The sequence below is a fragment of the Rhizobium sp. WYCCWR 11146 genome, from assembly GCF_013591995.1.
Classification (GTDB): Bacteria; Pseudomonadota; Alphaproteobacteria; order Rhizobiales; family Rhizobiaceae; genus Rhizobium; species Rhizobium indicum.
On record NZ_JACCEY010000016.1, the window covers coordinates 195194 to 218800 of the forward strand.

The window sequence follows — 23607 nt, forward strand, 5'->3', positions numbered from 1 at the left end:
TGTAAGCGTGGCGGCCGCAAGGCGCAGCGCTATTCACACCCCGCCGATATTTCGCTATCTCGATGAAGAGAAAAACAACGACTCCGCTCCCGCGGGGCCGGACGGGGGAACATCCATGCCATCAATCAAATCCGATATCGAAATCGCGCGCGCCGCGGCCAAAAAGCCGATCTTCGAAATCGGGGCGAAACTTGGTATTCCGGTCGAGCAACTCGTTCCCTATGGTCACGACAAAGCGAAGGTCAGCGCCGAGTTCATCGCCGCGCAAGCGGGCAAGAGGGACGGCAAGCTGATCCTCGTCACCGCGATCAATCCGACACCGGCGGGCGAGGGCAAGACGACCACCACCGTCGGGCTCGGCGACGGGCTGAACCGGATCGGCAAGAAAGCCGTAGTCTGCATCCGCGAGGCCTCGCTCGGTCCGTGCTTCGGCGTCAAGGGCGGGGCGGCCGGCGGCGGTTATGCGCAGGTCGTGCCGATGGAAGACATCAACCTGCATTTCACCGGCGATTTCCATGCGATCACATCGGCGCACAATCTGCTGGCGGCGATGGTCGACAACCACATCTATTGGGGCAACGAAGAGAATATCGACATCCGCCGCATCACCTGGCGGCGGGTCATGGACATGAACGACCGGGCACTCAGAAGCATGGTCTCATCGCTCGGAGGCGTCGCCAACGGTTTCCCGCGCCAGGGCGGGTTCGACATCACCGTCGCCTCCGAGGTCATGGCGATCCTCTGCCTCGCCACCGACCTCAAGGATCTGGAGCGGCGGCTCGGCGACATCATCATCGGCTATCGTTTCGACAGGACACCGGTCCATGCGCGCGACCTGAAGGCCGACGGCGCCATGGCGGTGCTGTTGAAAGATGCTATGCAGCCGAACCTGGTGCAGACGCTGGAGAACAATCCGGCCTTCGTGCATGGCGGGCCCTTCGCCAATATCGCCCATGGCTGCAATTCGGTGACGGCGACGAAGACGGCGCTGAAGCTCGGCGACTATGTGGTGACGGAAGCAGGCTTCGGCGCCGATCTCGGAGCGGAAAAATTCTTCGACATCAAGTGCCGCAAGGCGGGGCTGAAGCCGGATGCGGCAGTCATCGTCGCGACCGTCCGGGCGCTGAAGATGAATGGCGGGGTGAAGAAGGACGATCTCGGCACGGAGGATGTCACGGCGCTGAAGAAGGGCTGCGCCAATCTTGGCCGGCACGTCGCCAATGTGCGCCGTTTCGGCGTGCCCGTCGTCGTGGCGATCAACCATTTCGTCTCGGATACCGAGGCCGAGATCGCGGCGGTCAAGGAATTCGTCTCGAGGCTCGGCGCCGAGGCGATCCTCTGCCGCCACTGGGCGCTGGGTTCGGCCGGCATCGAGGAACTGGCGCACAAGGTGGTGGAACTGGCCGAGTCAGGACAGGCGAAATTCCAGCCGCTTTACGGCGACGATCTTTCGCTGTTCGAGAAGATCGAGATCGTCGCCTCGAAGATCTATCACGCCGGCGAGGTGACGGCAGACAAGGCGGTGCGCGACCAGTTGCAGACATGGGAGGAGCAGGGTTACGGCAAGCTGCCGATCTGCATGGCGAAGACGCAATATTCCTTCTCCACCGATCCGAACCTGCGTGGCGCGCCGGAAGGCCACATCGTCACGGTGCGAGAGGTGCGGCTTTCGGCGGGAGCGGGCTTCGTCGTCGCCATCACCGGCGAGATCATGACGATGCCGGGCTTGCCGAAATCACCGTCGGCGGAACGGATTTTCTTGAACGACCAAGGTTATATCGAGGGATTGTTCTGATCCGGTGATGGCTTGGCTGGCTGTCTCATTAGGCGACGTCGATGGCTTTTCTCCCGTTCGGGACCTATGAGCAGCCAGAGGACCAGCCGTTCCAAAGTGCCTGTCAGCAACATTCCGACGGCAAGGAACCAATGCAGTTTGCCGGTAAAAACGAATCCAATGCCCAGGAAAACGAGAGCCAAGATCGCGTAACATGCGATGATCCTCATTCGCGGTGGGCCTTCCGTCGATATTCTACAGCTTTGGTTTGGGTACGTCGGTTCTCGATTCAAGCGTGAAGCGCAACTCTTTGAAATGATTAATGGCAATAACGATAGCCACCCTTCCTCTCGATGACGTCGAGATGGAAATGGGTTTCGTGGGCGGCGTCGCTTTCGGGGTCGAGGACGGTGGTGAAGTAGAGGCAGCCGGCGGCGCTGACGGTGCGCTGGAAGGCGCCGGTCAGCGTCGAATCCTCGCGACGGGAGCGGACGGCGACATCCTCACCCTTTTCGAAATGGAAGCTCGCAATATCGATGGCGTTGCCGCGGGCATGTTCGGAGATCTTGCCGGTTCCGGCGCCGTTGCGCAGACGGCACATATAGGACGTTGCCTGGTTGACGGTGGTGATGCGGCCCTGCTCCGGCAGGGCGGCGGAAGCCGCCGGGATGACGCTGTCCTTCATCCAGCGGGCAAGGGCGAGTGCCGCCGGGCAGCGGATCGTCGCCTCCGGCTTCAGCTTGATGCCGGGCAGGGCTTCGGAGACGATGATCGGCTTGTCGATGCCGCAGCCATTACCATCGTCGATGCGCTGCGTGTCCTTGAAGACGACGCCCAGGGACTGGAGTGCGGCCGTGCATTCGGCATGTCCCGCATCGCTTTCGGGTTCGATCGTCAGGTGTTGCTCTTCAAGTGTCTGCTCGCCGGGCGGCTTACCTTCTTCCGTCGGCGGCTGCGAGCTATCGGGGCTACCTGGCGGCCGCGGCGGACCTTGCATCGGCTCTGCCGACCCGGGCTTTGAGGGTGCGGCCTGCGGCGTTGGCGGCGGGCTCGATGCCGGTGCCTGCGGATCCTTTACATCGGGCTTCGGCTGCGGGGCCGGGACCTCTTCAGGCTTGGGCGGTTCTGCCTTTTCCGAAGAAGGGGAGGCGGGGCTGGTCGCCTGTCCGGCATCTGGCCGAGGTTCGGGCATTGGGCCTCGCGGGGGCAGGCGGGCGCCGGCAAGAATAGCGGTTGCGGCGAAAAGGATCGCCAATGTCGAAAGTTTTCTCAACGCGTCCGATTCCTCGTATCCGTGGCTAAAGACAACGCATGAGGGCGTTTTTCGTTGCAATTGTGCAACGTGATTGAAGATCGCTAAAACTTGATAGGTATATTCAACATAAAACGAGGACTTATGTTGACAATGCTCCTCATGTTTTTTATGCGGCAAAAAGAAGGCGGAATTCTGCTCCGCCTTCATCCGTAAAAGCCCAGCCAGCCCCTCGAGCGTGCGAACGCCACGACCAGCCAGCCCGGTAGTCATCATTAGAGGGTAGGTTATGATCGTCCGGCATTGGCGCTCGGTTCTATTGGTCTGCACGGCAGCCACAGTTGTTCTTCCTGTTTCGCAGTCTTTCGCGCAAAGCGCTCCGGCAACGGCGTCGCAAGCCACGGCGGAGGACAGCACCGTCCTGCAGAAGATCGTCGTCAAGGGCAAACGCGTGGCGCCGGGCAGCGTCGCCGATACGCCGCTTGCCACCGAGATCACCGCCAAGCAGCTCGAAGAAAAGCAGGTCACCAATTTCGACGATATCGGCCGCAGCGTCGATGCAGGCGTGAATTATTCACGCGGCGACGCGGGCTTCAACCTGCGCGGCCTTTCCGGCGCTCGCATCCTGACCACCATCGACGGCATTCCGATCCCGTATATTTCGAATAGTTCGCGCCAGGGTGCCTTTGCGCCGGCCAACGCCAATGGCGGCGGCGACACCTTCGATTTCGATTCACTGTCCTCGCTCGATATCGTGCGCGGTGCGGATTCGAGCAAGGGCGGTTCCGGCATGCTCGGCGGCGCCATCGTTCTCAATACGCTGGAGCCGGAGGATCTTATTCCCGAAGGCCGGGATTGGGGTGCGATCGTCAAGTCGACCTATGACAGCGAAGACCGCAGCATTTCCGGCTCGGCCGCCGCTGCCAAAAAGATCGGCAACACGTCGATCCTCTTTCAGGGCGGCTACCGCAAGGGCCATGAACGCGACAATATGGGCGACAATGATAGCTACGGCCGTTTCCGCACCGAGGCGAATCCGGCTGATTTCGATCAGAACAACCTGCTCTTCAAACTGCGCCAGGAGCTGGAAGGCGGCCATCGCATCGGCTTGACAGCGGAGCGATTCCGCCGCGATCTTAAGACCGACCTGCGCCAACTCCAGGGAGGCACCAGTCCTCGCAACTTCATGATCGACAATTATGACAGTCGCGAACTGCGTGACCGCGATCGCGTATCGCTCGATTATGATTATGAAGCGCAGTCCTCCGACGCGTTCTTCAGCAGTGCACGTGCCACGCTCTATTGGCTGGATTTGAAGAAGGAAGCCGGCAGCAGGGGCCGTACGACCGCCAATGTCGCCTATGGACGTAACAACGAGATTGAAAACGAAACCTGGGGCTTCAGTGGTACGGCAACGAAGGATTTCGAATATTCCGGTCTTAGCCACTCCGTTCGGGTGGGCCTCGACGTCGGCGTTTCGAGCTGGAGCCAGTATAGCTGGGCACTTTGCCCGACGCCCACAACGTGCCCGGCGCTGAACAACCAGGCGGAAGTGCCCAATGTCGACAGCCAGAATCTTGGGCTTGTTGTCGAAGACAAGATCGAAATCGGCAATACCGGCTTCGCGCTGACACCCGGCTTCCGCTTTGACTGGTTCAACTATAATCCCTCGACCGGCGGGAGTTTCGCAAGCAATACCGGGCTTACCCGTTTCGGGGACCTGAACGACCGAACGGAAGCTGGCCTGTCACCAAAGATTCTTGCGACATACGAGCTGACGCCTGACGTGCAGCTCTACATGCAGCTGGCAGTGGGGTTCCGGGCACCCACCGTGGACGAACTCTACAGCCGCTTCTACAATCCGACGGGCCGCTACGCCCAGCTCGGCAATCCCGATCTGGAACCCGAAATCGGCCGCGGCGTCGAAATCGGCGCTAACTTTGACACGGGCGATTTTACCGGTCGGGTCGCGGCCTTCCACACCCGCTACCAGAACTTTATCGAGACGGTGACGAGCGTCGACGCGACCGGCTTTACGGAATTCAACTACACGAACGTGTCTGCGGCCACGATCTCCGGTATTGAAGCCAGCGCCGCCAAGACATTCAATAACGGCATAAATCTGCATGCGTCACTTGCCTATGCATATGGCAGAAATGAAGAAACCACTCAGCGCCTACGCTCGGTGGCACCGTTCAAGGCGATCGTCGGCGGCGGCTGGAGCAACGAGAATTTCGGCTTCGACCTTTCCTCGACGCTGTCGGCCGGCATGCTCACAGACCATCTCGATACGCCCGTCAGCAACACCAACGACACGACCTTCGATGCGCCCGGCTACGCAATCGTCGACCTGACTGGCTGGTGGACGCCGGAACAGGTGCCGGGCCTGCGCGTGCAGGCAGGCGTCTACAACATCTTTGATCAGGAACATTACAACGCGCTCGCCGTGCGCGAGGTCAATCTGAGCTCGGCGACGGCGTCCCAGCCGCGGGAGTGGTATTCGGAGCCGGGCCGTACGTTCAAGGTCTCAATCACCAAGACTTTCTGATCGCGATCACGCCTTCAAGGCTGGGGAGGGGCGGCTTTCGGGCCGCCCTTTTTCATTCCCACAATCGCCTCTTGCGCAATGGCTGATCTCAGGCTAACAATTTTCTCATGATCAAGTCATTGAACATTGCTGTTTGGTGGTGGGTTCGCTAAGGCGGCCTCGACCAATCGTGTCCAAAGACGACGAGTGAGCCGCCCGAAACTTCGAGGCGGCTTTTTTTGTTTTATGGCCGCCTGTCGTCCGGGCCCCGATAACGGAGTGGAACAATGGTAACGATCCTGCGGGATGATGGTGCGGAAATCTACGAGACCAAGGGCGGCATTACGGTCACGCGGCAGCGGCGGGCGATCCCCTACGGCGATGCGGTCTCTTCCTATATCGACAAGCTCGACGAGCGCCGCGGCGCGGTGTTTTCGTCGAACTACGAATATCCGGGCCGCTATACACGCTGGGATACGGCCGTCGTCGATCCGCCGCTCGGCATCTCCTCATTCGGGCGCGACGTCTGGATCGAGGCCTATAATGAACGCGGCGAGGTTATCCTCGGCTTCGTGACCGAGCGGCTGAAGACCGTGTCCGACATCGTGCTCGGCGCTTCCTCGGCTCGCCGTCTCGACCTCACCGTCAAGACGCCGGACCGGGTGTTCACCGAGGAAGAACGCTCGAAGATGCCGACGGTCTTCACGGTGCTGCGCGCCGTCACCGACCTGTTTTATTCGCAGGCGGATGCGAGCCTCGGCTTTTACGGCGCCTTCGGATACGACATCGCCTTCCAGTTCGATGCGATCGATCTGAAGCTGACGCGACCCTCCGACCAGCGCGACATGGTGCTCTACCTGCCGGACGAGATCCTCGTCGTCGACAACTACGCCGCCAAAGCCTGGGTCGACCGTTACGACTTCGAAAAAGACGGCGTGACGACCGAGGGCAAGGCCCAAGATATCGCAGCGGAGCCCTTCAAACACACGGATGCCATTCCGCCGAAGAGCGATCACCGGCCGGGCGAATATGCCGAGCTCGTCACCAAGGCGAAGGAAAGTTTCCGCAAGGGCGACCTTTTCGAAGTCGTGCCCGGGCAGAAATTCATGGAGCGCTGCGACAGCAAGCCGTCCGACATTTCCAAGCGGCTGAAGGCGATCAATCCGTCGCCCTATTCCTTCTTCATCAATCTCGGCCATCAGGAATATCTGGTCGGCGCCTCGCCCGAAATGTTCGTGCGCGTTTCCGGCCGTCGCATTGAGACCTGCCCGATTTCGGGCACGATCAAGCGCGGCGACGACCCGATCGCCGACAGCGAGCAGATCCTGAAGCTCCTGAATTCCAAGAAGGACGAGTCCGAGCTCACCATGTGCTCGGATGTCGACCGCAACGACAAAAGCCGTGTCTGCGAGCCGGGTTCGGTCAAGGTGATCGGCCGCCGGCAGATCGAGATGTATTCGCGCCTCATCCACACGGTCGACCATATCGAGGGGCGGCTGCGCGACGACATGGACGCTTTCGACGGTTTCCTCAGCCACGCCTGGGCCGTCACCGTCACCGGCGCCCCGAAGCTCTGGGCGATGCGCTTCATCGAGAGCCATGAAAAAAGCCCACGCGCCTGGTATGGTGGGGCGATCGGCATGGTCGGCTTCAACGGCGACATGAACACCGGCCTGACGCTGCGCACCGTGCGCATCAAGGACGGTATCGCCGAGGTGCGCGCCGGCGCGACGCTGCTCAACGATTCCATTCCTGACGAAGAAGAAGCCGAAACAGAACTGAAGGCCTCTGCCATGCTTTCCGCCATCCGAGACGCCAAGACGGGCAATTCCGGCAGGGTCCAGCGCGATGTCGCAAGCGTCGGCAAGGGCGTCAGCATCCTGCTCGTCGATCACGAGGACAGCTTCGTCCACACGCTCGCCAATTACTTCCGCCAGACGGGGGCGACGGTTTCGACCGTGCGCACGCCGGTGCCGGAGGAAGTTTTCGACCGACTGAACCCGGACCTCGTCGTGCTGTCGCCCGGACCCGGAACACCGAAGGATTTCGACTGCAAGGCGACGATCAAGAAGGCACGGGCGCGCAACCTGCCGATCTTCGGCGTCTGCCTCGGTCTGCAGGCGCTCGCCGAAGCCTATGGCGGGGAACTGCGCCACCTGGCGCTGCCGATGCACGGCAAGCCCTCGCGCATCCGCGTGCTGGAACCGGGCATCGTCTTCTCCGGCCTTGCCAAGGAGGTGACGGTCGGGCGTTACCACTCGATCTTCGCCGATCCCTCGACGCTGCCGCGTGAGTTCATCATCACGGCGGAAAGCGACGACGGCACGATCATGGGTATCGAACACGCCAAGGAACCGATCGCCGCGGTGCAGTTCCATCCGGAGTCGATCATGACGCTCGGTGGCGATGCCGGGATGCGGATGATCGAAAATGTCGTGGCGCATCTGGCGCGCAAGGTGAAGACGAAGGCTGCCTGAGGATTTCGACGGTTATTCGGCCTGCCCTTTCCCCGACTGCGGGGAGGGGCAGGCCGTTTTCGAAAGGCCGGTTGACTTCTTCAGACAAATCAGAACATTTCAGGAACGATCAATCGGGATATTCGACGTGGCCAATGCTGAAAAGTTCATCGTTCTTCCCTATCGCAAGAACCGCGGCAATCTCGTCCCCGGTGAAATGCGCCAGGCATCGAACTCCGTCAGCGCGGAGAAAATCGCCTCGGCGATGTCGGAGCGTTTCGTCGGCGTGGCGGCTTATGCCGTGATTGTCGATGAGGAAACCGGGGATATGTCGTCGCCGCGATTGCTTGCACGATATGGCGAGATTGCCGATCTCAACGCCGCCTGAGACGCGGTTTTCAATATGGAGACATCGCTCTACCTGCCGGTCAAAGCTTTCCTGGAGGCTGCGGGTTATGTCGTGAAGGGCGAGGTCGGCGGGTGCGATCTCGTGGGCCTCAGCGATGCCGAGCCGCCGGTCGTGGTGGTCTGCGAACTCAAGCTCTCCTTCAACCTCGAACTGCTTCTCCAGGCGGTCGACCGCGCGGCGATGAGCGATGAGGTCTGGATCGCGGCCCGCGTCTCCGCCAAGGGTCGGGGGCGAGAGACCGACAAACGCTATCGCGATCTCTGCCGCAGGCTCGGCATCGGCATGCTCGGCGTCTCCGATGCCGGCGAGGTCAGCATCATCGTCAGTTCCGTCTCGCCGATGCCGCGCACCAATCCCAAGCGGCGCACGCGCCTTGTCAAGGAGCATCAGCGCCGCCACGGCGATCCCGCAGTCGGCGGCAGCACGCGGGCGCCGATCATGACCGCCTATCGTCAGCAGGTGCTGCTCTGCGCCGCCGCAATCGAGCGTGGGGTCGGGCGGCCGCGGGATATGAAGGCTCAGGTGCCCAATGCCGGCCGAATCCTGCTCGACAACGTCTACGGATGGTTCGAACGCAAGGAGAAGGGCGTCTACGCCCTGACGCCTGCAGGGCAGGCGGCGCTCTTGCGCTGGCCGCAGACTATTCTCTCCGAGCCTGCTCCTTGAGCCATGCGGAAGGGGAACCTCATTGCCCTTTGACAAATCCGCCGTCTTCCCCCATATCACCCTGAACTGAACCGCCTGCGCGACATTCGCGTGGGCGGTTTTGCGTTTCAACGGCTTGAAAGCTGCAATTCATTCGCAACCGCAGGGGAACGATATGAGTGACAACGGCGATCTTACGGTTCGCAAGCTGGCGATGTGGGGCATTCCGCTGTCGCTCGGCGTCATGGGGCTGAAGATGGTGGCCTGGTGGGTCACCGGGTCGGTGGCGCTGCTGTCGGACGGGCTCGAATCGTCGGTCAACGTCGTTGCCGCTTTCATCGCCTTCTTCGTCATCCGCTATGCGCAGAAGCCGGCCGATCACGACCATCCCTTCGGCCATCATAAGGCGGAATATCTATCTGCCGTCACCGAGGGCGTGCTGATCGTCGTCGCTGCCCTGCTGATCGTCAACGAGGCGGTTGGTTATCTCGCCGAGCCACGCATGCTGGATGCACCTGTGCTCGGCCTTGCGATCAACTTCGCGGCCGGTGTCGTCAATGCGATCTGGGCGCGGCTGCTGATCCGGACTGGACGCAGACATCGCTCGGCAGCGCTGACGGCGGATGGACAGCATATCATGTCCGACGTCGTGACCTCCGTCGGCGTGCTCGTTGGCCTGCTGCTGGCGCTGGCAACGGGATATGCGATCTTCGACCCGGTGCTTGCCATTCTCGTTGCCGTCAACATCCTCTATCAGGGTTGGAAGGTGATCTCGCAATCGATCGGCGGGCTGATGGACCAGGCAGTCGAGCCGCAGGAGGAGGAGGCGATCAAGCAGGCGATCGCCAGCCACGCGGCGGGCTCGATCGGCGTGCATGACCTGAAAACGAGGCGGGCGGGCACCGTCACCTTCATCGATTTCCACATGGTGGTGCCCGGCGGGATGTCGGTGCGGCAGGCGCATGATATATGCGACCGCCTTGAGGATGCCATCAGGGCGGTGCACGAGGGCGCCACTATCGCAATTCATGTGGAGCCGGAGGGCGAAAAGGCTCACGGCATCCGCGTCAAAGTCGTCAAGGAGGCATGATGCCGAATACCGATGTTTCCAGCCTGTCGATGCTGGGTCAGCAGACCGAAACCGCGCAATCGCCGGAGGAGGCGGTGCTTGAAAAAGTGCCGTCCAACCATGCCGGCACCGATTACGTCGTGCGCTTCACCGCGCCGGAATTCACCTCGCTCTGCCCGATGACCGGGCAACCGGATTTCGCCCATATCGTCATCGACTACATTCCGGGCGAATGGCTGGTGGAATCGAAGTCGCTGAAGCTCTTTCTGCATTCCTTCCGCAATCACGGCGCTTTCCACGAGGATTGCTCGATCTACATCGCCAAGCGCATCGTCGAGCTGCTCGATCCCAGATGGCTCAGGATCGGCGCCTACTGGTATCCGCGCGGCGGCATCCCGATCGACGTCTTCTGGCAGACGGGCAAGCCGCCGGAAGGCGTGTGGCTGCCGGAACAAGGCGTTGCCACCTACCGCGGGCGTGGGTGAGCCGCGGTCGGGCGCAGCCCGAGCAATCGATCCAGTGAATCGATTGCAGCGGCGAACGCCCTGAGCCCAAGCGAAGGGCCGGGCAACGGTGCAGCAAACGCTGTCCGTCGCCGGCCCCTAGAACTCACACATCCGTAACGTCGTCGCCGGACGAGTCGTCGCCATCGTCGTAATCGGCCTGCTGCACGTTGGCGTTATCGTTGTCATCGGCAGCGTTGTCGGAGGCCTGGCGGGTGTCGTCGTTGCCGTAATAGTTGTTGATGACGGTTTCCTCGGTCGGCGCGCTAGCATTGCCGAAGGGATTGGTGCCGAAGGGCGAGCCCCAGCCGAGCGAGGACATGTGGTTGCCGAAGATACCGCTCAGCGAATTGGCAAGCAGCATGCCACCGGCAACGCCCGCCGCCGTGCCGAGCGCACCGCGCAGGAAGCTACCGCCGGCGGACGGCGCATAAGCCTGCTGGCTCCAGGGGCCGGTCGGCTGCTGCGGCATCTGACGGACATCGCCGCGGGTATCGTCATATTGCGACTGAGAGGTCTGGCGCGGCGCGCTGCCCCAGGGACCGGGAACGGGTGCCGACTGCTGCGTCTGGCTGGTACCGAAGATTGAGCTCAGGAAGCCGCCGCCCTGTTCGGCCTGGCGGTGTTCGCTCTCGCCGGCTTCCAGCTGGTGGACACGCTCTTCGAGTTCCTTGATGTGGTTGGCGGCCGCCTCCAGCCCCTTTTCCTGAACGATGACGGCCTGGGCCAGATAGTAGGTAGCGGAGGGCTGTTCGCGCGTCGCCTGGTCGATCAGGGCCTCGGCGTCGCGGTCGCGCGGTGTGGCCGCGGCGGTGCGTACGCGGTCGAAGAGGGCGGTCAGCAATTGGCGTTCTTCGGGTGACATTGTCCTGCCTCCTAATCATCTGATGCGGCGTTTGCCGCGTGAGGGCTGAGGTAGGAACCGATTTAGGCTTTTCAAAGCCTTTCGCCGTTACAATTCAGTAAGGCTTGCAGAACGGCGCGCGGCTTCTTAAGGATATCTCCATCGCTTCGGTGCCTTGTGTTTTTCCCGCATTGTTTTAGGCATTGAGTCGCACTATGTGCGAGGAACCCGAATTCATCTCCAAGAGGTTCGAATGAACGACGAAGACCAGGACGACAAGACGAAGGAACTGCCGCTCGGCAAGGAAACGGAGGCGAATCTTTTCAAGTCGCGTTCGATCTTCATCTACGGACCGATCAATCAGGAATTGGCGCAGAAGGTCTGCTCGCAGCTCGTGGCGCTTGCCGCGGCCAGCGACGAGGACATCCGTATCTATGTCAATTCGCCCGGCGGCCACGTCGAATCCGGCGATTCCATTCATGACATGATCAAGTTCATCAAGCCGAAGGTCTGGATGATCGGCACCGGTTGGGTCGCCTCCGCCGGCGCGCTGATCTATGTCGCCACTCCGAAGGAGCGGCGCCTGTGCCTGCCGAACACGCGCTTCCTGCTGCATCAACCCTCCGGCGGCACGCGCGGAATGGCATCGGACATCGAAATCCAGGCGCGCGAGATCATCAAGATGAACGAGCGCCTGAACAGGATCATGGCAGCAGCCACCGGCCAGCCGCTCGACAAGATCGACAAGGATACGGATCGCGACTACTGGCTTTCGGCCGAAGAGGCGAAGGAGTATGGCCTCGTTTCACGGATCGTCACGTCGCAGGCCGATATCTAAGTTTTATCAGCCAAAGCTGCCAGGAACCCGCCCTTGCCTGCCGATCGCAGGTGAGGGCGTTCTGTTTTCGGATAGTGCTTGAACGGAGATGGTCTCCTATCGGCAAGGTCTGAACGGAAAGCACTGAATCCGGACTTGCGTCTGGGACAACCATCATGCTCCATGCGCCATTCCAGCAGCCTACGAGTCCCGCCATGCTCAAAGATTTTTCCGTCCAGGCCCTGTTCATGGGGCTGCTGACCGCCTTCGTCGGTTCCGCCAGCTCCTTCGCCGTCGTGCTGCACGGGTTGCAGGCGGTCGGCGCCACGGAGGTGCAGGCGGCTTCCGGGCTGATGGCATTGTCGATTTCCATGGGCGTCTGCGCGATCGTGCTCAGTGCCGTGACCCGATTGCCGGTCAGCATCGCCTGGTCGACACCGGGTGCCGCACTGCTGGCAAGCACCGGGGCGATCGAGGGCGGCTTCAATGCGGCGGTCGGGGCATTCCTGATCTGTGCTGCGCTGATTATCGTTGCTGGGCTGTTCAAGCCGCTCGGGCGAGCGGTTGCCGCCATTCCGGCACCACTCGCCAATGCGATGCTCGCCGGCGTGCTGATCGGCCTCTGCTTCGCGCCGGTGAAGGCGATCGGCTTCAATCCGCTGTTCGGCCTGCCGATCGTCGTCGCTTGGATCGTCGTCGGCGCCTTCAAGCGGCTTTGGGCGGTGCCGGCAGCACTCGCGGCCTTCGTGCTGGTGCTCGCCTTCGGCGTCGATATCCCAGACGGTGCGCTCAGCTCGCTGGAACAATCACTGGTGCCGACGGTGGAAATCGTCCGGCCGGTGTTCAATCTTGCCGGCCTCATCTCGATCGCGTTGCCGCTCTTCATCGTCACCATGGCCTCGCAGAACATTCCCGGCATCGCGGTGCTGAAGGTCAATCACTACGACCCGAAGCCCGGTCCGCTCTTTGCCGTCACCGGCTTCTTCTCGCTGCTCTCGGCGCCGTTCGGCGGCCACGCGGTCAATCTGGCTGCGATCACTGCAGCGATGTGCGCGGGGCAAGATGCCCATGCCGATCCGAAGCGGCGCTACTGGGCATCGCTGATTGCCGGCGTCGGTTATATCATCCTCGGCTTGCTTGCCGGCGCGGTGACGGCCTTCGTCGCATTGGCGCCTCCCATCCTGATCGAGGCGGTGGCGGGACTGGCGCTGGTCGGCGCCTTCTCGTCCTCGGCAATGTCGGCCTTCCAGGCTCCGGACTCACGGGAGGCGGCGGCAATCACCTTCCTCGTCACCGCCTCCGGCGTTTCCTTCGGCGGTATTTCCGGTGCCTTCTGGGGCCTGATCGCGGGTGGGCTGATGCTCGCACTGTCTCGGCTGGTGAAGATTTGGAAAGACCGGGCTCAGTCGAGGTAACGGAAGGTCGTTCTGCTCTCGAAATGCCGGATCCTGGCGCTATCAGGCAGTTCCGCCGGCTATAGACGGGTAGCTCGTCGACCGTTGGCGGCGACCAAAAGCCGGGCAAGGACTTGCCAGCGTCACCGCCCGAGGCTATAAGCGCGGTCATGAAGACCACTGGCGCCAGAATTTCTGACACGATTGCACGCGGCCGCATCGCCCTGCGTGACAATACGCGCGCCCTGACCTCGCTTCTTCTCCTCGGCCTTACGCGCGGTTGCCGGGTCCTTTGAGGAGCGCCCGGCGGCCGAAAGCCCGCCCGGCCATCGCTCCTCGCGACTCACTTTCAAAATTGACCTAACGACCGACAAGGTCCGCATTTGTTTATCGCCAAGCCCGACGTGATCGGCTAAGAGCGGGCAAATGCCGGGACGAGGAGACGATACGATGGACGCGAAGACGCAATCCCCCCGAGATAAGATGGACTCCAAGAGCGAGATGAGCCCCGCAAAAGGCATGCCCGACGCCGCGGTGAAATACCGGGCCTATCCGCAGGTGAACATTCCCGACCGCACATGGCCGACGAAGACCATTACCAAGGCACCGGTCTGGTGCTCGGTCGACCTGCGCGACGGCAACCAGGCGCTCGTCGACCCGATGGGCCACGATCGCAAGGCGCGGATGTTCCATCTGCTGATCGAGATGGGCTTCAAGGAAATCGAAATCGGTTTCCCCTCGGCTTCGCAGACCGATTTCGACTTCGCCCGCTGGTGCGTGGAGGAGGGCAATGTGCCCGACGACGTCTCCCTGCAGGTGTTGGTGCAGTGCCGCCCGGAACTCATCACCCGCACCTTCGAAGCGCTGGAAGGAGCAAACCGGCCGATCGTGCACTTCTACAACTCCACCAGTGAGTTGCAGCGCCGCGTCGTCTTCGCCAAGGATGTGCAGGGCATCAAGCAGATCGCCGTCGATGCCGCCAAGATGATCACCGATATGGCCACGAAGGCTGGCGGCGGTTACCGTTTCGAATATTCGCCGGAGAGCTTTACCGGCACGGAACTCGATGTGGCGCTGGAGATCTGCAACGCCGTCATCGAGGTCGTCAAGCCGACGCCCGATAACAAGCTGATTATCAACCTGCCGTCCACCGTCGAGATGGCGACGCCGAACGTCTATGCCGACCAGATCGAATGGATGTGCCGTAACCTCGACAATCGCGAGAACCTGATCGTTTCGCTGCATCCGCATAACGACCGCGGCACCGGCATTGCCGCTGCCGAACTGGCACTGCTGGCAGGGGCCGACCGTGTCGAGGGCACGCTGTTCGGCAATGGCGAGCGCACCGGCAATGTCGACATGGTGACGATGGCGCTGAACATGTTCACGCAAGGCGTCGATCCCGAGATCGACTGCTCGAATATCGAACGCATCAAGGAAGTGTTCGAATATTCGAACCAGATGGCGATCGGCGAGCGTCATCCCTATGTCGGCGAACTGGTCTACACGGCCTTCTCCGGCTCGCATCAGGATGCGATCAACAAGGGTATGAAGGCAGCACAGGTCGCCAACCATCCCGTGTGGGAGGTCCCGTACCTGCCGATCGATCCGCGCGATGTCGGTCGTTCCTACGAGGCGATCATCCGCATCAACTCTCAGTCCGGCAAGGGCGGCATCGCTTATATCTTGCAGCAGGATTACGGGCTGAACCTGCCGCGCAACCTGCAGGTGGAATTCCGCGAGGATATCCAGCGTATCACCGACGTAGAGGGCAAGGAGCTTCCGTCCCGGCGCATCTACGACCGCTTCATCGAGCGCTACGTGACACAGCCGGAAGGGCGCCTGCGCTTCGTCGACCATCACACCTATCCCGACACCGAGCACAAGGGCCAGCGGATCGTCGCAGCCGAGATCACCGACAATGGGGAGATCAAGCGCATCGAAGGGCGCGGTAACGGTCCGATCGACGGCTTCATCAATGCGCTGTCGCATTATCTCGGCATCGAGATGTCGGTCGAGGACTATTCCGAGCATTCGCTCCAGCATGGCTCGAACGCGGCGGCGATCTCCTATGTCGAGACCTCCTATCCCGGCGGCAAACTCTTCGGCGCCGGCATCAATACCAACATCGTCGCGGCATCGCTGGAAGCGATCGTCTCGGCCGCCAACCGCGTGCTCGACGTGAAGGCCGGCAAGGCCTGATTTCGGAAGGCCTCAGGCCGCGACCGCATCAGCGCGGCGCGGCCTGACGATGCAGTCGGCAATCTCGCCGGCTTCATTTCGCGCCTCTGCGTGGCGCTGGCCCCATTGGCAGAGCGCCAGCAGCACCGGTTCGAGGCCGAGGCCGAGTTCAGTCGCGCTGTATTCGACACGGGCGGGGACCTCGGCAAAGACTTGGCGGGCGACCAGCCCGTGCTCCTCCATCTCGCGCAACTGCTGGATCAGCACTTTCTGGGTAATGGCGGGCATCATCCGCTTCAGCTCGGAAAGACGTTTCGGGCCGGAGAAGACGTAATAGAGGATGATGGGCTTCCAGCGCCCCGAGATCACCTTCAGCGCACGCTCGACCGGCAGCTCGGGGAGTCTTTTCATCGGCTCAGCCATGGTCACCTCCTGGTGGGTATGGCACGAAGGAGTGTGTATTTTTATCTGATAGTCTATTGCTAAACCTGCCCCACGCCAATCAGACGTGAGGTGCATCTGCCATGAAAGCCGTCCAATTCACTCGCTTCGGTCCGCCCGATGTCCTCGAGGTCGTAGAACTGCCGGTGCCCGAGCCGGGCCTGAGCGAGGTTCTCGTCCGCGTCCATGCGGCGGGTGTCAACTTCTTCGAGGTGTTGATGCGGGCCGACCGCTACGCCGTAACGCCCGACCTGCCGATGTTTCCCGGTGTCGAGGTTGCGGGTACGATCGAGCGAGCAGGGCCTGGTTCCGATCGCTCGCTCATTGGCGCGCGAGTTGCCGTTCCTCTCTTTGCGATCGGGCGCGGTTCGGGCGGCTATGCCGAATTCGTCGCGGTCGATGGCGGGGCGGTGGTGCATCTGCCGGATGCGCTTTCATTTGCGGCGGCTGCCGGGCTGATGGTGCAAGGGCTGACGGCGTTGCATCTGCTGCGCCGCAGTCCTGCGAAAGGCAAGAATGTTCTTGTGAGTGCGGCAGCGGGCGGTGTCGGGTCGCTGCTTGTGCAACTCGCGAGACGTGACGGGGCGAAGATGCTGATCGCGGCAGTGAGCAGCGACGAGAAGAGGGCGCTTTCCCTATCGCTTGGCGCCGATCATGCGGTCGATTATACGGCGCCCGGCTGGCAGGAGGACGTCAAGACGCTGACCGGAGGGCTCGGCGCGGATATCATCTATGAAACCGTCGGCGGCGCGTTTTCAAGGGCGGCGCTCGATGCGCTGGCGCCTTGCGGCGAGCTGGTGCTGGCGGCGATGGGGCGGTTCGGGCTTGAGGCGGCCGATGTCGAGCACATGCTTGACGACAATCAGTCGATCAAGGGATTTTCGTTATTGCCGCTGCTGACGTCTCAGGGGGTGCGGGAGGATCTTGCCGAGCTCTTCGAGCTTGCCGCGGCGGGCGCCCTGACGGTTATCGACGGCGGTCGTTTCCCACTGCATCAAGCGGCGGAAGCGCACCGCGCCATCGAAGGGCGGCGGGCGGTCGGCAAGGTGGTGCTGGTGCCTTAAATCAAAGCGACGCACGATGTCGTACGATACCGCTCCGACATCATGCTCCGGCAATCAGATCGCGGTGGCGATCTCCATGGCGAGCTGGCCGAGCGTTGCTTCGGCGGAGGGGCCGGCAAGCACATAGGAGGTGCCGGCATTGTGCCAGGTCACGAGGCCGATCTCGTCCTTGATCGTTTCCTTGAAGTCGTCGGTCTCTGGCGGCTGCGCGTCCTTGCGGAAGCAAATGGAGATGATGTCGCCATCGGAATTAGAATAGACGAGCTGTCCGACAGGGCGGCTATCGCCAAGGATGACGCGCGCGCCCTGGAAGGTCCAGGCTTCGGCGCTCAGATCCGGCACGCGGAAGGGCACGCCGATCGCCGTCGTCAGCCAGCTGGAGATTTCCTCGGCCTGCGAGGCGGGCACTTCGACGAGATGACGGGGCTGGCGGATCAGCAGGCGCTGATAGGCGGTGACGTCGCCCAGCCAGTCGTTGGTATTGGCGGGTGCCGTATTGGTGGTCGCCGTGCTGGCAATCTCGTCGGCATCCGGCGCGGTGCCGACGAAATAGCCGATACCACAACCGACGACAAAGAGGATGAGGGCGGCGGCCAGCGCCTGCGGGCCGCTCGGCGCCAGTTTCACTTGCGGGCGCGTGGCGCGCTGGGCGATCGGCGTTTTCGGCGGCTGCGTGCTCTTGATCGAGCGGACGAGGGCGAGCGGTACAGGCTCCTTCAGGATATCGTCGAGGCGGCGGCGGCCGAAATCAGCCCCGTGGCGCAGCTTCTCATGCAGCCGGCGTGCATTCTCGTCGCTTGCCAGACGCTGCTCCAGTTCGTGCCGCTGTTCGGGCGAGACTTCGCCGTCGAGGAGGGCGGTGAGCTGGGCTTCGAGCGGCAATTTCCTAAGATCGAGCAAATTCAGAACCTGTGGATCGGGTGGGTGCCGGCAAGCGCGGCGAAATGCAGCCTCGCGGTCGCGAGCTGCGAGACGACGTTTGCCACCGGAATGCCCATGATGTCGGCCGCCTGCTGGTAGCTGTGGCCTTCGACGTCGACCAGTAGGAACATGCTGGAAACGCCATCCGGCATATCGGAAATCATGTGATGGATGGTGTCGGGATCGACTGCGGCCGAGCGATCGCGCGCGGCCTCGCGAATATCGGTGACGTTGCCGCGGACGGAAGCCTTCGGCTTGCGCTTGCGGTTGTCGTCGGTCCATTGTTGGCGGGCAAGCGTGTAGATCCAGCTTTCCAGCCGGCCTTCGCCGCTCCATTGATGACCTTTGGAGATGGCGCGCTGACAGACGGCCTGAACGAGTTCATCGGCCACGGCAACCTCACCCGCGAGCGTGATCGCGAAGCGGCGAAGGCGGGGCAGGAGGCCGACGAGATCACGCCGGAGATCGATGGTCGTTGCGGGCTGACGCATTGTCTATCCAAAAAGCATTCACAATGGTTTCGCGGACGAAGGGTTCGCCGTCGGGCGCGAAACCGACTTTATCGACGCCGTCGATGCATGTGCTTTATGAAACAAGTCTCCTGCACTTCGCAAGCATCCGGTCGTCTTCATCCCTCTTTCCCAAGGGATTTTCGTATTGTGGCCTGCAAAGCTTGCGTCAATATGTCTTGTAGCCGTTCAAGCTTTGCAGCAGGGAGCGATAGGCCCAAGTGCCTTCGCCGCCGCGATCACGGATTTCGACAAGCTGGACGCGGGCGCCCTGGATGTCTCCCTGTTCCACCAGCGCCATGCCCATATAGGAGCGGGCGAGGATATAATTCTCATCCGCCTGCAGCGCCTTGCGGTAGTAGGACATGCCGAGCTCCATGCGGCCGGCCTTGCGGTTGGCGTAGCCGAGATAGTTCAGGACGCGCGGGTCGTTCTGGTTGCGAGCGAGATTGAGCACGGTGATGGCGTTGTCATACTGGCCGGCATAGGCAAATTCGCGGGCGAACTGATAGAGATCGTCGTCGTTGAAGCTGCTCTTCTTCGGGTTGACACATTCCTTCTTGGCTTTGTCCCAGACCTTGCCGCCGGTGCAGGTCTTGGTCGTCTGGGTCTTCGGCGGCGGATTGGTATCATCGTTGCTGTCGCCGGCCGCGAAAGCGGCCGTGGCGATGCCGAAGGCAAAGCCGGCGGCGAGCGAAAGTCTGGACAGGTGGCGGAAGGAAGAAGTCATCGGCGCGCTCCGTTCTCAGGCAATGCAGTTGCTCGGATTGTACGCTTACCACTAAAAATACCAAGAGGGTAAGCAACCTCTATGGCAAATGTTGCGACGGTGGACTGATGTCCTCGCAGATCGATTCAAGTGCCGCACAAAAAGAGCTAGGAACCAGCGCTAAGGCGCGAAAATATCGGCGCTTTCCGGCATCACCGTGTCACCGGCCCTGTTGAGGCTGAAGCGCTCGCCGCTGAGCTCCCAGGCGCCGGGTGAGCCGTCGATGGAGAAGAGGTTGTAGGCGGCGGGCGGCTTGATGCTGCCCGGTCCCTGCGAGGCAGAGGCGATGCCGACGACCGGCACCGGCTGCATCTGGCCGCGCAGCCAATGCAGCGTGTTGAGGTGCGTATGGCCATGCAGCACGAGTTCGGCGCCGCCCGTCGAAATCACGGCGGCGAAGCGGCGGATGCCGATCATCCGTTTGTAGAAGGCCGTGGCGCCGCGGATCGGCGGGTGATGGATCATGACGACGCGGAATAGACCGGCTTCGCCAGCCGCACGCAGTATGTTGACGGTATCGCGGGCCTGTCGCGCGCCGAAAAAGCCAGAGGCGGCGAAGGGAGGGGTGGCGACCGCCGTCGAACAGCCGACAATCGCGACTTTGCCGCGAACGCGCAGATAAGGAAATATATGGCGGTTCTCCGGCCATTGCGGCGGAGCGAGATCGCCGCGGACATAATCGTACCAGGCGCGCATCGACTTCTCGTAGGCGCCGGGCACATAGGCATCGTGATTGCCGGGAACGACCGACGTGTCTGCAGGATCGCCGAGCGCGCGCAGCCAGGCGGCGGCCGAGCGGATCTCGATGCCGCTCGCCAGATTGACGAGGTCGCCGGTGACGGCCAGGTGATCGGCCTGATGGGCGCGGATGTCGTCGAGCAGCAGATCCAACGTGCTGCCGAAAAGGTGCTTGCGTCGATTTCGATGCCAGTTCACAAAGCCTGTTATGCGTTTTGAAAACAGCTCTTGAATGGAAAGACTGGGCAACGGCCCAAGGTGGACGTCGGAGATATGCGCGAGCTTGAACATGCTACGAGACATAGACCAGCTTATTGACAAATCAAACACATCCGGCGCGATGAAGAGCTGAAACGGAGCGATGGTGGATAAAGAGAACCGGCCCCTTTACATAAGGCTGGCGTTGCGCCTGCTGCATGTCTATTTCAGCTTCGTCCGCAGTATGACGGTGGGTGTGCGGGCTGCCTGTTTCGATGCAGACGGGCGCATCTTTCTCGTGCGCCACAGCTATATCGGCGGCTGGCACATGCCGGGCGGCGGGCTGGAGCGCAACGAGACCGTCGAGGAAGCGCTCGTCAAGGAATTACGCGAGGAGGGCAACCTCAGGATCATCGGCAAGCCGCAGCTGTTCCAAGTCTATTTCAATACCACGACCACAAAGCGCGACCATGTCGTCTTCTACCGGGCGACCGTCGAGCAGACGGCGCCGCGGCCGCCGGACTGGGAGATATCCGACAGCGGCTTCTTTTCCCTCGACAGCCTGCCCGAGGGCACGACTAAGGCGACGCATCGCCGTCTCGCCGAGCTTCGCGGCGAGCAGGAGCCCGCCCACCGCTGGTGAGCTTCAGGCGGCAGCCATTCAAACTGCTACAGCGTCCTTTGCGCGTCTGAAAAGACGCGCGGCGCTGTAGTACGGCCGTGCGGACTGTCGAGATCGAGCGCCGGGCCGACGGGAACGATGCCGGTCGGATTGATCGTCTTGTGGCTGCGGTAATAGTGCTGCTTGATGTGGTTGAGGTTCACCGTCTCGGCAACACCCGCCGTCTGATAGAGGTCGCGCAGATAGTCAGGCAGGTTGCGGTAGTCGGCGATGCGGCGGATGTTGCACTTGAAATGGCCGACATAGACGGCGTCGAAGCGCACCAGAGTGGTGAATAGGCGCCAGTCGGCCTCGGTTTGACGGTTGCCGAAGAGGTAGCGGCCCTTGGCGAGGCGTTCGTCGAGCATGTCGAGTGTTTCGAACAGCGTGCCGACGTTTTCGGCATAGGCTTCCTGGGTGGTGGCAAAGCCCGCCTTGTAGACGCCGTTGTTGACGGTGTCGTAGATGGTGGCGTTCAGCGCATCGATTTCGGAGCGAAGGTCCTCGGGATAGAAATCGGCTGTCGAGCCGGTAAGCCCGTCGAAGGCGCCGTTGAACATGCGGATGATCTCGGCGGATTCGTTGTTGACGATCGTGCCGGTCTTCTTGTCCCAGAGCACGGGAACGGTGACACGGCCGGAATAGTGCGGATCGCCTTTGACGTAGATCTGCCAAAGCGCGGACGCGCCGAAGAGGTGGTCGCCGGTGGCGCCGTCGCCGACCTTGAATTCCCAGCCGTTCTCGACCATCAGCGGATCGACGACCGAAACCGAGATCAGCTCTTCGAGCTTCTTCAGCTTGCGGAAGATCAGCGTGCGGTGTGCCCAGGGGCAGGCGAGCGAGACATAAAGATGGTAACGTCCGGCTTCGGCCTTGAAGCCGCCGCTGCCGGAAGGGCCGGCCTCACCGTCCGATGTCACCCAGTTGCGGAACTGCGAGGGCTGCCGCTTGAAATGGCCCTTGCTCTCCTTCGTGTCGTACCAGGTGTCATGCCAGACGCCGTCCACCAGCATTCCCATGATCTTCATTCCCTTGATTGCGTGTTGGAACGGAAGATATCGCAGATGGCAGGGCTTTACAGGCAGCAAAGATTGAACAGTGCGTCACATCGTTCGGGCATCGCATAATTCAAAGTGTTGCAGCGTCCTTTGTGGCTCTCGAAAAGATGTGCGGCGCTGTGGTCGTGCATTTTGCGTTGGACGACGGAAATTTTTCCTGCTATCGGCCTTTTCACGATTTTCGGACCCCTGCTTGATGTTCATTTCCAGAAACCCGCGACGACGCTGATGCTCCCGAACGCCCAAGGCGTGTTCGAGACCCATCAATCTGTCCATCCGGTTTCTGTCATCATGTACAAGCACGATCTCGTCTACCTCACCGAAGACGCGTCTCATGACGCCGCCATCGAACACATCAACGAAGAAGCCTTCGGTCCGGGCCGCTTCACGCGCGCTGCCGCGCGCATCCGTGAGCAGGGACCGCATGATCTGTCGCTCTCCTTCATCTGCACCGATAATGGTGAGACGATCGCCTCCGTGCGCATGACGCCGGTGCTGGCCGGCACGGTGAAGGGCCATCTGCTCGGCCCGCTCGCCGTCCGCCCCTCTCACAAGAACCAGGGCATCGGCCGGGAACTGGTGCGGATTGCGGTGGAGGCGGCAAGACGCAAGGGCTCGGAAGCCGTCATCCTGGTCGGCGATCCGCCCTATTACGGCCCGCTCGGCTTCGAGAAGGTCGCCTACAATGCGCTTTCCTTCCCGGGGCCTGTCGATCCCGGCCGCGTGCTCGTTGTTCCGATCGCCGCGGGCGTGCATGAGCGGCTGAAGGGCATCATCGCCTGGCACGGATGATCAGAGGTTTTTGCGGAGGAAGCTGCGCGTGCGGCCTTCCGGGAAATCCTGAAGCTCTCCGAAGACCTCATAACCCTGACTGATGTAGACATGCAGGGCCTTCGAGCTGAAGGTGTCGATCCAGGCGCCGCGGCAGCCTCGGGCTCTCGCCTCGTCTTCCGCTTTGGCCAGGAGCTTGCCGGCAAGACCGGTGCCGCGCAGGGTATCGGGAATATAGAGCATCTGGGTGAAGAGCCAGCCCCAGGCGGTGAAGCCTGAAAGACCGCCCGTCACCTTGCCATCGGTATCGCGGATGAGGACCGCGAGCGGCCGGCGATCCGATGGGCCGAGATCGGCGTTGTTGAAAGCCGAGAGCGCATCGGTGATCACTGCCAGTTCCTCCGGCGAGGGCGAGGCGGTGAGCTCGAATTCCGGCATGAGTGAGAGCCTTTCCTGGTCAGATTGAAGCATTCTGCCGGAGCAGGTTTTCGTCAGGGCAAAGGCGATTGGCGAAGGGCATACCTCTTGGTACGTCCGAGCCGATCGCCTCTGATCCTGGCGGAAAGATGCCCGGCCCTTCGGGTTGGCTGAAACGGGCCGGCTGAT

22 protein-coding genes are annotated in these 23607 nt (G+C 61.8%); 13 read left to right on the forward strand and 9 right to left on the reverse strand.

The window, feature by feature from the left end; all coding sequences use genetic code 11:
• Positions 1-115: 115 nt before the first annotated feature.
• Positions 116-1795: a formate--tetrahydrofolate ligase gene (locus HX899_RS10875; RefSeq protein ID WP_181292422.1), complete on the forward strand. Its 1680-nt coding sequence runs from the start codon at positions 116-118 to the stop codon at positions 1793-1795.
• A gap of 298 nt (positions 1796-2093) precedes the next feature.
• On the opposite strand, the gene HX899_RS10880 is transcribed toward HX899_RS10875, so the two are convergent.
• Entirely contained in the window at positions 2094-3107 is a 1014-nt protein-coding gene (locus HX899_RS10880) for an extensin family protein (RefSeq protein ID WP_181292423.1), read from the reverse strand.
• 208 nt (positions 3108-3315) lie between these two features.
• Between HX899_RS10880 and HX899_RS10885 the strand changes: the two genes are divergently transcribed.
• From HX899_RS10885 to queF, 6 genes are all read left to right on the forward strand, one after another.
• Positions 3316-5574 (forward strand): TonB-dependent hemoglobin/transferrin/lactoferrin family receptor, encoded by a 2259-nt coding sequence (locus HX899_RS10885; protein ID WP_181292424.1) that lies wholly within the window; start codon positions 3316-3318, stop codon positions 5572-5574.
• A gap of 266 nt (positions 5575-5840) precedes the next feature.
• On the forward strand, positions 5841-8030 hold the full coding sequence (locus HX899_RS10890) for an anthranilate synthase (RefSeq protein ID WP_181292425.1): 2190 nt from the start codon (positions 5841-5843) through the stop codon (positions 8028-8030).
• A 127-nt stretch (positions 8031-8157) separates the two neighbouring features.
• The gene (locus tag HX899_RS10895; RefSeq protein ID WP_003541831.1) at positions 8158-8397 is read left to right on the forward strand and encodes a hypothetical protein; all 240 of its coding nucleotides are present in this window, start codon (positions 8158-8160) and stop codon (positions 8395-8397) included.
• A 15-nt stretch (positions 8398-8412) separates the two neighbouring features.
• The gene (locus tag HX899_RS10900; protein ID WP_025395495.1) at positions 8413-9084 is read left to right on the forward strand and encodes a DUF2161 domain-containing phosphodiesterase; all 672 of its coding nucleotides are present in this window, start codon (positions 8413-8415) and stop codon (positions 9082-9084) included.
• A gap of 154 nt (positions 9085-9238) precedes the next feature.
• Positions 9239-10153, forward strand: coding sequence for a CDF family cation efflux transporter EmfA (gene emfA, locus HX899_RS10905; protein WP_181292426.1), 915 nt, complete (start codon positions 9239-9241; stop codon positions 10151-10153).
• A complete protein-coding gene (queF, locus tag HX899_RS10910; RefSeq protein ID WP_003541825.1) occupies positions 10153-10617 on the forward strand; it encodes a preQ(1) synthase in 465 nt (154 codons plus the stop codon). The genes emfA and queF overlap by 1 nt, the downstream gene beginning before the upstream one ends.
• A gap of 124 nt (positions 10618-10741) precedes the next feature.
• Here queF and HX899_RS10915 read toward each other — a convergent pair whose 3' ends face one another.
• Positions 10742-11500, reverse strand: a complete 759-nt coding sequence (locus tag HX899_RS10915; protein WP_181292427.1) for a DUF2076 domain-containing protein — start codon at positions 11498-11500, stop codon at positions 10742-10744.
• Between the two features lie 232 nt (positions 11501-11732).
• On the opposite strand from HX899_RS10915, the gene HX899_RS10920 reads away from it, so the two are divergent.
• The 3 genes from HX899_RS10920 to leuA all read left to right on the forward strand — a co-directional run bounded on the left by HX899_RS10920 (position 11733) and on the right by leuA (position 15892).
• Positions 11733-12317: an ATP-dependent Clp protease proteolytic subunit gene (locus HX899_RS10920; RefSeq protein WP_003561390.1), complete on the forward strand. Its 585-nt coding sequence runs from the start codon at positions 11733-11735 to the stop codon at positions 12315-12317.
• A 194-nt stretch (positions 12318-12511) separates the two neighbouring features.
• The gene (locus HX899_RS10925) at positions 12512-13711 is read left to right on the forward strand and encodes a benzoate/H(+) symporter BenE family transporter (protein ID WP_138330365.1); all 1200 of its coding nucleotides are present in this window, start codon (positions 12512-12514) and stop codon (positions 13709-13711) included.
• 429 nt (positions 13712-14140) lie between these two features.
• On the forward strand, positions 14141-15892 hold the full coding sequence (gene leuA / locus HX899_RS10930; RefSeq protein ID WP_181292428.1) for a 2-isopropylmalate synthase: 1752 nt from the start codon (positions 14141-14143) through the stop codon (positions 15890-15892).
• 12 nt (positions 15893-15904) lie between these two features.
• On the opposite strand, the gene HX899_RS10935 is transcribed toward leuA, so the two are convergent.
• Positions 15905-16390, reverse strand: a complete 486-nt coding sequence (locus tag HX899_RS10935; protein WP_181292429.1) for a helix-turn-helix domain-containing protein — start codon at positions 16388-16390, stop codon at positions 15905-15907.
• Positions 16391-16395: 5 nt separating this feature from the next.
• Here HX899_RS10935 and HX899_RS10940 point away from each other — a divergent pair, with 5 nt between their 5' ends.
• Complete coding sequence (locus HX899_RS10940; RefSeq protein WP_181292430.1) at positions 16396-17376, forward strand: NADPH:quinone oxidoreductase family protein; 981 nt, start codon at positions 16396-16398, stop codon at positions 17374-17376.
• A 54-nt stretch (positions 17377-17430) separates the two neighbouring features.
• On the opposite strand, the gene HX899_RS10945 is transcribed toward HX899_RS10940, so the two are convergent.
• The 4 genes from HX899_RS10945 to HX899_RS10960 all read right to left on the reverse strand — a co-directional run bounded on the left by HX899_RS10945 (position 17431) and on the right by HX899_RS10960 (position 20604).
• Entirely contained in the window at positions 17431-18276 is an 846-nt protein-coding gene (locus HX899_RS10945) for an anti-sigma factor (RefSeq protein WP_168310613.1), read from the reverse strand.
• A gap of 2 nt (positions 18277-18278) precedes the next feature.
• Positions 18279-18788 carry an RNA polymerase sigma factor gene (locus HX899_RS10950; protein ID WP_138330369.1) on the reverse strand — a complete coding sequence of 170 codons (510 nt, stop codon included), beginning with the start codon at positions 18786-18788 and terminating at the stop codon, positions 18279-18281.
• 187 nt (positions 18789-18975) lie between these two features.
• Positions 18976-19536 (reverse strand): hypothetical protein, encoded by a 561-nt coding sequence (locus HX899_RS10955; protein ID WP_011652984.1) that lies wholly within the window; start codon positions 19534-19536, stop codon positions 18976-18978.
• A 159-nt stretch (positions 19537-19695) separates the two neighbouring features.
• The gene (locus HX899_RS10960; RefSeq protein WP_181292580.1) at positions 19696-20604 is read right to left on the reverse strand and encodes a metallophosphoesterase; all 909 of its coding nucleotides are present in this window, start codon (positions 20602-20604) and stop codon (positions 19696-19698) included.
• A 70-nt stretch (positions 20605-20674) separates the two neighbouring features.
• On the opposite strand from HX899_RS10960, the gene HX899_RS10965 reads away from it, so the two are divergent.
• Positions 20675-21154 (forward strand): NUDIX domain-containing protein, encoded by a 480-nt coding sequence (locus HX899_RS10965; protein WP_181292431.1) that lies wholly within the window; start codon positions 20675-20677, stop codon positions 21152-21154.
• 26 nt (positions 21155-21180) lie between these two features.
• Here HX899_RS10965 and HX899_RS10970 read toward each other — a convergent pair whose 3' ends face one another.
• The gene (locus tag HX899_RS10970; protein WP_181292432.1) at positions 21181-22191 is read right to left on the reverse strand and encodes a glutathione S-transferase family protein; all 1011 of its coding nucleotides are present in this window, start codon (positions 22189-22191) and stop codon (positions 21181-21183) included.
• A gap of 267 nt (positions 22192-22458) precedes the next feature.
• On the opposite strand from HX899_RS10970, the gene HX899_RS10975 reads away from it, so the two are divergent.
• Positions 22459-23022: a GNAT family N-acetyltransferase gene (locus tag HX899_RS10975; RefSeq protein ID WP_181292433.1), complete on the forward strand. Its 564-nt coding sequence runs from the start codon at positions 22459-22461 to the stop codon at positions 23020-23022.
• On the opposite strand, the gene HX899_RS10980 is transcribed toward HX899_RS10975, so the two are convergent.
• Positions 23023-23439, reverse strand: coding sequence for an N-acetyltransferase (locus HX899_RS10980; protein ID WP_181292434.1), 417 nt, complete (start codon positions 23437-23439; stop codon positions 23023-23025).
• Positions 23440-23607 lie beyond the last annotated feature (168 nt).